The sequence below is a fragment of the Sinorhizobium sp. BJ1 genome (assembly GCF_002531555.1).
GTDB classification, from domain to species: domain Bacteria; phylum Pseudomonadota; class Alphaproteobacteria; order Rhizobiales; family Rhizobiaceae; genus Sinorhizobium; species Sinorhizobium fredii_B.
Genome location: NZ_NWTH01000083.1, coordinates 1 through 4,453 on the forward strand (window position 1 = coordinate 1; position 4,453 = coordinate 4,453).

Annotated in this window: 7 protein-coding genes; 4 read left to right on the forward strand and 3 right to left on the reverse strand. The window is 60.6% G+C overall.

Going from position 1 to position 4,453, the window contains the following annotated elements; translation table 11 throughout:
• Positions 1-292 precede the first annotated feature (292 nt).
• The 3 genes from CO676_RS33915 to CO676_RS33925 all read left to right on the forward strand — a co-directional run bounded on the left by CO676_RS33915 (position 293) and on the right by CO676_RS33925 (position 1,544).
• A complete protein-coding gene (locus tag CO676_RS33915; RefSeq protein ID WP_097524270.1) occupies positions 293-547 on the forward strand; it encodes a type II toxin-antitoxin system Phd/YefM family antitoxin in 255 nt (84 codons plus the stop codon).
• Positions 547-954 (forward strand): type II toxin-antitoxin system VapC family toxin, encoded by a 408-nt coding sequence (locus tag CO676_RS33920; RefSeq protein WP_097524271.1) that lies wholly within the window; start codon positions 547-549, stop codon positions 952-954. The genes CO676_RS33915 and CO676_RS33920 overlap by 1 nt, the downstream gene beginning before the upstream one ends.
• Positions 955-1,352: 398 nt before the next feature.
• Positions 1,353-1,544: a CsbD family protein gene (locus CO676_RS33925; RefSeq protein ID WP_097524272.1), complete on the forward strand. Its 192-nt coding sequence runs from the start codon at positions 1,353-1,355 to the stop codon at positions 1,542-1,544.
• Between the two features lie 202 nt (positions 1,545-1,746).
• Here CO676_RS33925 and CO676_RS33930 read toward each other — a convergent pair whose 3' ends face one another.
• From CO676_RS33930 to CO676_RS33940, 3 genes are read right to left on the reverse strand one after another with little or no spacing between them, the layout of a single operon-like run.
• Positions 1,747-1,992, reverse strand: coding sequence for a hypothetical protein (locus tag CO676_RS33930; RefSeq protein ID WP_097524273.1), 246 nt, complete (start codon positions 1,990-1,992; stop codon positions 1,747-1,749).
• Entirely contained in the window at positions 1,946-3,208 is a 1,263-nt protein-coding gene (locus CO676_RS33935) for a PHB depolymerase family esterase (RefSeq protein ID WP_097524274.1), read from the reverse strand. Before CO676_RS33935 ends, CO676_RS33930 begins: the two co-directional genes overlap by 47 nt.
• A 29-nt stretch (positions 3,209-3,237) precedes the next feature.
• Positions 3,238-3,657, reverse strand: a complete 420-nt coding sequence (locus CO676_RS33940; protein WP_097524276.1) for a CopG family transcriptional regulator — start codon at positions 3,655-3,657, stop codon at positions 3,238-3,240.
• Positions 3,658-3,916: 259 nt separating this feature from the next.
• Here CO676_RS33940 and CO676_RS33945 point away from each other — a divergent pair, with 259 nt between their 5' ends.
• Complete coding sequence (locus tag CO676_RS33945) at positions 3,917-4,282, forward strand: DUF2188 domain-containing protein (protein WP_097524275.1); 366 nt, start codon at positions 3,917-3,919, stop codon at positions 4,280-4,282.
• Positions 4,283-4,453 lie beyond the last annotated feature (171 nt).

Below are 4,453 nucleotides of genomic sequence, written 5' to 3' on the forward strand. Positions count from 1 at the left end.
GAAGCAAGCACTCGGCGAGGGATTAAGCTCACAAGGGTTGACGCAAAGCCCGTTACAGAAGCCCGTTACAGAAGATCGCATAATGTATCGTCTGGAACGACGGCGTGGGATTTTCGGTAGCCCTCGTTCCATACGTGAGGAGGATCAAGATCCGCGCGGGCGGACAATCGAGATCGCCGATCATGCGGCGTCGCGCGCAGGCTGTCGATCGGCCGCGCGGTACATTGGCACTTTCAATAGCAGACAAATAGGACTATATAGCTAGACAGTCTAGCCAACGTGGAGCGGAACTATGGAATGGCAACTGCAGGACGCCAAGAACCAATTCTCGAAGGTGGTGCAGAAGGCGCGCCATGAAGGGCCGCAGATTGTCACGCTGCGCGGTGAGCGCACGGCCGTCGTGCTGTCCGCTCGTGACTACGACGCTCTGCGCGCCGGCCGGCCAACGCTGGTCGATGATCTGCTTGGCGGTCCCGCTTGGGACGATCAGCTCGCTGATGCGGTGAATGTACGCGTCAAGACACCAAGCCGCGATGTGGCCTTTTGATGTATCTGGTTGACACCAACATCGTCTCAGAGGCGCGACGCGGCACGCCGCAGGCGGTGTCCTGGCTGCGCTCTGTCGATCCGCTCAGCATCCACCTGAGTGCGCTCACCCTCGGCGAAATCATGCGCGGCATTGCTCTGAAACAGAGGTCGGATCCGAAGACTGCCGCGCACCTCACCGAATGGCTGCGCAAGCTGCGCCACGACCATGGCGACCGCATTTTGCCGATAACCGACCAAATCGCAGTCGAATGGGGCCGCATCGCGGCAATCCGCCCCCGCGGCGATATCGATGGGTTGATCGCCGCGACCGCGATCGTACACGATCTCATCCTTGTCACACGCAACATCAAGGATTTCGAAGACACAGACGCCTCCGTGATCAACCCTTGGGAGACGTCGGCGTGAGCCGCTCGGCGTCCAACACCCGCAGTAATGCCGGCATTCAATGTGTCCATTCGACGGAAGTACGGGTTCCTGTTTTAGACCTCTGAAGTTGCATAATGTATCAACCGGAACATGCCCTTGAGGGTAAGCGATGTTTTGACCGCACCTCCCGCATGAGTGCGTGATTGACGATGTTGAACCCGAACGAGGGCTTGGGCAGATGTCGATTTCACAGCTTACGCTCACATCCAGTGATGAAGAGCCGGTGCGCCGGTTCGAGGTTCTCACGGGCTGTGTCGAGTGGAACGGCATCGTGAGCGAGTCGCCTGATCCAGATCAAAATGGGAACAAAGTGCCGAGCCGCTCGTTCGAGCGCCTGTGGGGGCGCAAGTCGCGTCCTCCAAGCCGGGAGACCCCGCATGGGCAGTGCAAAGGACAAAGTGGCCGGCAAGGCCAATGAGCTCGCTGGTAACGCCAAGCAGGCCGCAGGCGATGCAACCGACAACAACTCGCTCCGCGCCAAGGGCGCGGCGCAAAAGGCAAAGGGCGGTGCCCAGCAAGCCAAGGGAAAGCTAAAGGACGCAGTCAAGGACGCTGTCGACAAGACTTAAAGCATTGAACGCTGCGGTTCGTGCGGACCAGTTCTGCGCCGGCCGGAACAGGTTTGTCTTGTGAGCAAAGGAAAGCCCCTCCCGAGCGTTTGCCCGAGGGGCCAAGCTACCCATCGGTATGCGGGTTGAAGCGGCCGATACCGCTCCCTCGATGGCGATTTGCCACGCTCGGCAGCAGCGCCAATAAAGGCGGCAGGGCGGATTACCATGCAGCAGACCGGGCGATGCCCTGCGGCAGCGAGAAGGACTCGTCGGTCGGGGCGAACACAGGGAACGGGCAGTCTCCTTTCAATGTCGTCGACAAGCGCGGCATCAACGGCGGCAGCCAGAGTTTTGAACTGACGGCCGCCACCGCCGTGCCGATGATGTCGTTGTCGGCGGCGATGATCGCCTTGTTGCCGTCAATCCTGCCCGTCGAGGAAGAACCGAACCATTTGAGAAGACGCATCCGGACCATGCGGGTCCGTATACGTTCCAGAGGGATGGCCGCCGGACCAGGCATGGCCGGCACCGTCCACCAGCCAGTATTCGACCGCCGGCCCTGCCGCGGGGTCCGTTACAATGGTTCTTGTATAGCTCCGCCCGCTGGTGCAGCGGCCGGGTTCCTGACGGACGGCGCATCCCGCGCCAGTTGGCGTTGCCGCCGCGACGATCCGATCCGCGTTGGAGGGATGCACCGTCCGATCCGCACGTCCTTGGAAGACGATCGTCCGGAGCCGGTGCCCATTGGGGAGCCGCTTCGGACTGGATGCAGGACCGCCATCGCCACGCATCGCGGAGAAAGCTGACATAATGTCGTTGGCCGATCCGTAAGGCAGGCCGGAATGGATCCCCACGGCGGAATAGAGATCGGGATAGGTCTCGCCCATGACCGCCGCCATTGCGCCCCCTGCTGATAGGCCTGCCACGAAGACTCGGCTGCGATCGAGGCCGAATTCCGACATGATCTCCTTGGTGATCCCGGCAATGATCGAAGGTTCTCCCCCGTCGCGCATCTGGTCGACGGGCCTGAACCAGTTCCAGCAGGACGACGCATTGTTAGCGCCGCTTTGACGGGGATAGGCAACCGCCAGGCCGTGCGTCTCGGCGACCGCGTTCATGCCGGTTCCTGCAGCAAAGTCTTCGGGGTCCTGCTTGCAGCCATGAAGCATAACGACAAGGCCACGGGGCCGATCGGTTGCGGATGCGGGAACGTAGAGCCTGTAGCTTCGCGAGCCCGCAGGGCAGGTGAAAGCTCGCGCCAGGAACTGTGCCCCCTCCGGCATGATGGGCTGGCGGGCATGTTTGTCGGTGCCCGGCAGGCCAGCGCCGTGTAGCGATCCGAAAACGCCGGGTGCCAACCGATTCTCGCGCAAGATCCGTACTGTTTCTCCCAAGGGTTTCCGCAACCTTCGCGACGCGGTGTGATGGGCAACCTCTTGGGCGGGCTCTTCGGCCTCAGGCTTTGCCGACGGTTCGATGATCTCCGCATCCGGATCGACCGGAAATGGGATGGAACGCTGAACTGGGGGCGGTGGTGTGATCTCCGGATGTGTCGAGGTGCGAGTATCGGAGGCCGGCCGGCCGGCCAGTGCATCCTGGATCACGCGTGTCGCCTCGGCGAGGTTCAGGGCGCGCGTGGACCGTACGGCACGACGCATGGCCGTGGCAAAATCGTCATTCATCGAGTTGTCCTTGTTGGTCGGGCCGCAGTCTATCGGATACGTTCGGCCAACGCCGATTTCAGCCCGGCACTGGCCTGGAGTGCGCCGAGCACGGTGATGGACTCAATTGTTGCCAGAGCAAGTTCCGGTGTGACGTCGGGCGCGATGCGGGCAAGTCCGACCACCTTGATGTGAAGTCTCTCTCCGGCCGCCTTCAGTGATTCCAGATCGGCTCTGCTGTAGTCGCGCAAACCCAGCTCCAGCGTGTGCCGGACGATCGACTGCTTGACGGCCTCGGCCTCGGCCGTGAGCTGGTTGCGGATCGCTGTGCGGATGAAGTCGGTGCGATTGGAATAGAATCCTTCCTGCACGAGAAGGTCGATGCGACCGAGATCGACATAGCCGAGATTGATGGTGATCTTCTCCGATTCACCGCCCTTTTCGCGTAATTTGGAGACATCATCCTTCATATTGGCCATCCGATTACCAGGTCTATGGATGGTATATGGATGGTTCTGACTCAATTGCAAGAGCCATAGTGCTTGCGGGCGGTGTAATTACAGTCCGCTCGGCGTTTCTACGGTTTTCGCTCCCTCGCGTTCCGTCGCCGATACACTTCTAACACTTGCTGATGCTCAGGAGCAGTTCTGCCCCTCGTACCGGTCTTCAGACCGCGCGGAACTAAGATCGATATCGGATGTTCTTGCTCCATCTAACGGGAGCGGCGCCATGGCAAAGGTGCAGTATGAGATAGTAGAGCATGACGGGGGTTGGGCGTACAGAGTTGACGGCGTCTTCTCTGAAACCTTTCCAACCCATGCCGACGCACTTGCCGCAGCGGAGATTGCGGCGCATCAGCATGAGGTTCCCGGTTCGACGGAGAACATCGAATTCCAAGATTCCGCCGGTCGTTGGCATGAACAGATGGCGTCTGGTTTCGATCGCCCGCGTACCGAGGTCGTCGATACATCGGACATTCGGCACACGGCAGAACGCCGGTTTCCACGGCAACGCAACGCATTTGGTACCGTTATGCTCGTCGCTGGTGTTGCCTTCGCGATCGGCTACCTTCGTCGTCTTGCCCGCCGTCGGTAACTCAAGAGCCCTGACCTACCGCGCACATAGAGAGCATACAGACAGGCTCGTCAGCGCTTCGAAGGGGAGGGATTAAAAGTGTGACGCGGCGGCTTTGCCGGTCCCCCCCAAAGGTAAGCGCGAATTTCCCAGCACCTTTTGCGGTTGAGTGTGCTGAGGCATGAGGTGTCC

Bases quoted from the DNA above. Each gene is read 5' to 3' on its own strand.
- CO676_RS33915 (WP_097524270.1), top strand. From the start codon at position 293: ATGGAATGGCAACTGCAGGACGCCAAGAACCAATTCTCGAAGGTGGTG.
- CO676_RS33920 (WP_097524271.1), top strand. From the start codon at position 547: ATGTATCTGGTTGACACCAACATCGTCTCAGAGGCGCGACGCGGCACG.
- CO676_RS33925 (WP_097524272.1), top strand. From the start codon at position 1,353: ATGGGCAGTGCAAAGGACAAAGTGGCCGGCAAGGCCAATGAGCTCGCT.
- CO676_RS33930 (WP_097524273.1), bottom strand. From the start codon at position 1,992: ATGCGTCTTCTCAAATGGTTCGGTTCTTCCTCGACGGGCAGGATTGAC.
- CO676_RS33935 (WP_097524274.1), bottom strand. From the start codon at position 3,208: ATGAATGACGATTTTGCCACGGCCATGCGTCGTGCCGTACGGTCCACG.
- CO676_RS33940 (WP_097524276.1), bottom strand. From the start codon at position 3,657: ATGAAGGATGATGTCTCCAAATTACGCGAAAAGGGCGGTGAATCGGAG.
- CO676_RS33945 (WP_097524275.1), top strand. From the start codon at position 3,917: ATGGCAAAGGTGCAGTATGAGATAGTAGAGCATGACGGGGGTTGGGCG.